The sequence below is a fragment of the Mesorhizobium sp. M1E.F.Ca.ET.063.01.1.1 genome, from assembly GCF_003998155.1.
Taxonomy (GTDB): domain Bacteria; phylum Pseudomonadota; class Alphaproteobacteria; order Rhizobiales; family Rhizobiaceae; genus Mesorhizobium.
In genome coordinates, this window is record NZ_RZSC01000718.1 from 1 (window position 1) to 2,976 (window position 2,976).

Here is a 2,976-nt window from a genome sequence, read left to right on the forward strand (position 1 = left end):
AACGCACCCGCTACGACGCCATCGTCGTCGGCGCGCGCTGCGCCGGCGCCTCGACGGCCCTGCTGCTGGCGCGTGCTGGCCTGAAAGTGCTGGCAATCGATCGCAGGCCCTATGGCTCCGACACGCTGTCGACGCATGCGCTGATGCGGCCCGCCGTGCTGCAGCTTTCGCGCTGGGGCCTGCTGGAGCCGCTGCTCAAGGCCGGCACGCCGCTGATCGAGGCAACGACGTTCCACTATGGCGACGAGGAGATCACCATCCCGCTCAATGCCGGGCCTGACCTTCCCGGCCTGATCGCGCCGCGGCGCACCGTGCTCGACCGCATGCTCGTCGACGCCGCGCGCAATGCCGGCGCCGAGTTCCTGCACGACATGGCGGTCGGCGACCTCTTTGCCGACACGCGCGGACGCGTGCGCGGCGTCGAGATCCGCGGCGCCGGCCGCGCCGCCTTGCGGGTGAGCGCCGACATCGTGGTCGGCGCCGACGGCATCGGTTCGCTGGTCGCGAAATGCTGCGACGCGCAGGTGCTGCGAAGCGGTACCGTTTCGGCCGCCCATGTCTTTGGCTACGCGCCTGTCGAACCAAGGGGCGGCTACCAATGGTATTTCCGCGACGGCATCGCCGGATCCCTGATCCCGACCAATGACGGGCTGGCCTGCATCGTCGCTTCGGTGCCGACGCGGCTGTTCGACCAGCGCTTCCGCCTCCGCCACGGCGGGGCTCGCATGGAGGTGCTGGAGGCGCTTTCGCCGGCGCTTGCCGAACAGGCGAGCCGGGCGCCGAAGGATGTCCGCCTGCAGGCGTTCCGTGGCGTGCCGGGTTACATCCGCCAGGCTTGCGGCCCCGGCTGGGCACTGGTCGGCGATGCCGGCTTCTTCCGCGACCCGCTCACCGCGCACGGCATCTCCGACGCGCTGCGCGATGCCGCGGGCCTGGCGCACGCGGTCCTCGACGGCTCGGCGGCGGCCTTCGCGGCCTGGCAGCAGGAGCGCGACCGGTTCGCCAACCAGATCCTCGACACCACGGACGCGGTAGCGGGTTTCGACTGGACGCTCGCCGACATCGGCGAGCGGCATCGCCGCTTCAGCGCCGTCATGAAAGCCGAGGTCCAGGCGCTGGCCGGACAGCCGATGCCGGTCCTCCGCGCCTCGTCCGCCAAGGGCCGGCCGTATCGGGCGCCGGCCAACCAGGACGAGCCGCAGGCTCCGGCCGGCGCCTCGAATCTGAGCACCTCGAACCTCTACCGCAATCGAACCGGAGCAAGACCATGACTGTGCATTTGACGAAGGACGGGTGGATCGGCGTCATCAAGGGGCGGCCGCGGGTGGGCGCCGTCGCCGAGCGTTCGCGGCGCACGCGACCGCAGGATATCGACGCGTTCGCGGAGATGACCGGCGACCGCAACCCGCTGCATTACGATAAGGCGCTGGCCGAGGCTTCGGTGTTCGGCAAGCTCATTGTGCAGGGCGGCGTCACCTCCGGCATGCTCAACGCGGTGGTAGCGGAGGACCTTCCCGGTCCCGGCTCGGTGTTCCTCGAAGTCTCATGGAAATTCGTCAAGGCGGTCGGCGTCGGCGAATTGATCACCGGCCGCGTCGAGGTCAAGGAGGTGCGCGCCGACAAGCCGATCACAAAGCTGGAGACATCGGTGCGCAACGAAGCCGGCGAGCTCTGCCTAACCGGCACCGCGACAGTGTTCACCGTGCCGCTGGCCAAGGGCTGAACAACTTAGATTGTCCGGAGAAGATTGAGGCCGGTGCCGCAGTGGGCGGGGGGCGTTGGGGTAGCTGAGGCACCGGCCGAAGGCGGAATGAACCGCCGCCACTCAAGATAGGTTTCGCGCGCGGCGGCGAAATTACGCGATCGCGGAAGGAACATGTCTAGGACCCCGCGGTCTCGGCGACGAAGGCGCGGACGTGGCCGACGAACTCATCGAAGGCGGGTTCGCCTTCGAGCAGGATGTGGTTGCGGCTCTCCAGCTCGAAGAAGCGCGCGCCGGGAATGCCCGCGGCCATGGTGCGACCGGATTCGACCGGGGCGACGTTGTCTTCGCGCGCGTGCAGCACCAGGGTCGGCACCCGCACCTTTTCCAAGAGGTCGCTGACATCGATCACGGAGAAGGCGTTCTGCAGGCGCCAGGCGTCGTCCGGCGATATGGTGCGCAGCATCAGATCGTCCATCCAGGCGAAATGCTCGTGCGTGGCGCCGGGGATGAACATGGAGCAGAAAACCTGGCGGAACATCGGGTTCGACTTGCCCCAGCCCTCGCGCATCAGCGTCGCGATCGCCTCGCGCGTCGCGATCTCGCCGGCGTCGCCGCGCGCCCGCCAGCCTTTGACGTAGCCGCCATAGAGGATCATGCCCGACACCTTCTCGGGATGGCGTATGGCGTAGGCGACCGATACCGCGCAGCTCTGCGAGAGGCCGAGAAGCGTGAAGCGGTCGAGCCCGGCCGCCTCGACCACGCATTCGAGGTCCGAGACCATGGTGTCGAACGAGACGTCGACGACGTGGCGCTGCGACAGGCCGTTGCAACGCTCGTCGTAGCGCACCAGTTGGTTCTCGCGCGACAGCGCCGACATCCAGTGCCGCCAGATCGGGCTGTCCCAGTCGAAGGTGAGATGCGACATCCAATGCGCGGCGCGCAGGATGGCCGGGCCGCTGCCGGTCTTGGCAAAAGCAAGCCTCGTGCCGTCGCGGGCCCGGCAGAAGTGGACGGCGCGGCCAGGGTCCTGCGCGGCCATCGGGCTCTTCGCCGGCGAAGGCGATTGCACCGGCGCCACGCCAGTCGCGGCCGGTTGCGGAGAGCGTGGTGCCGGCTGGGCGGCCATTGCCCTGACCTTCTCCTCCAGCGCCTCGATCTCTTCCGCCAGGCCGACATCCTCCGGCAGCAGCCGGCGCAGGCGCCGGGCAAGCGGCAGCGCCCGCCTCGGCTCGCCGGCAAGGCGCTCGACCAGCTCGCGCAATATGCCGAGC

Annotated in this window: 3 protein-coding genes; 2 read left to right on the forward strand and 1 reads right to left on the reverse strand. The window is 69.2% G+C overall.

Features of this window, described 5'->3' with window-relative positions; all coding sequences use genetic code 11:
- Together EOA29_RS31150 and EOA29_RS31155 are read left to right on the forward strand one after the other, a co-directional pair.
- On the forward strand, positions 1-1,271 hold a 1,271-nt coding region (locus tag EOA29_RS31150; protein ID WP_145969899.1), incomplete at its 5' end, for an NAD(P)/FAD-dependent oxidoreductase.
- Positions 1,268-1,723 (forward strand): MaoC family dehydratase, encoded by a 456-nt coding sequence (locus tag EOA29_RS31155; RefSeq protein ID WP_126094605.1) that lies wholly within the window; start codon positions 1,268-1,270, stop codon positions 1,721-1,723. The genes EOA29_RS31150 and EOA29_RS31155, both read left to right, overlap by 4 nt.
- A 157-nt stretch (positions 1,724-1,880) precedes the next feature.
- On the opposite strand, the gene EOA29_RS31160 is transcribed toward EOA29_RS31155, so the two are convergent.
- On the reverse strand, positions 1,881-2,976 hold a 1,096-nt coding region (locus EOA29_RS31160; RefSeq protein ID WP_245468598.1), incomplete at its 5' end, for an alpha/beta fold hydrolase.

What these genes read in the sequence shown, in the direction of transcription:
- EOA29_RS31155 (WP_126094605.1), top strand. Translation starts at nt 1,268, where the DNA reads ATGACTGTGCATTTGACGAAGGACGGGTGGATCGGCGTCATCAAGGGG.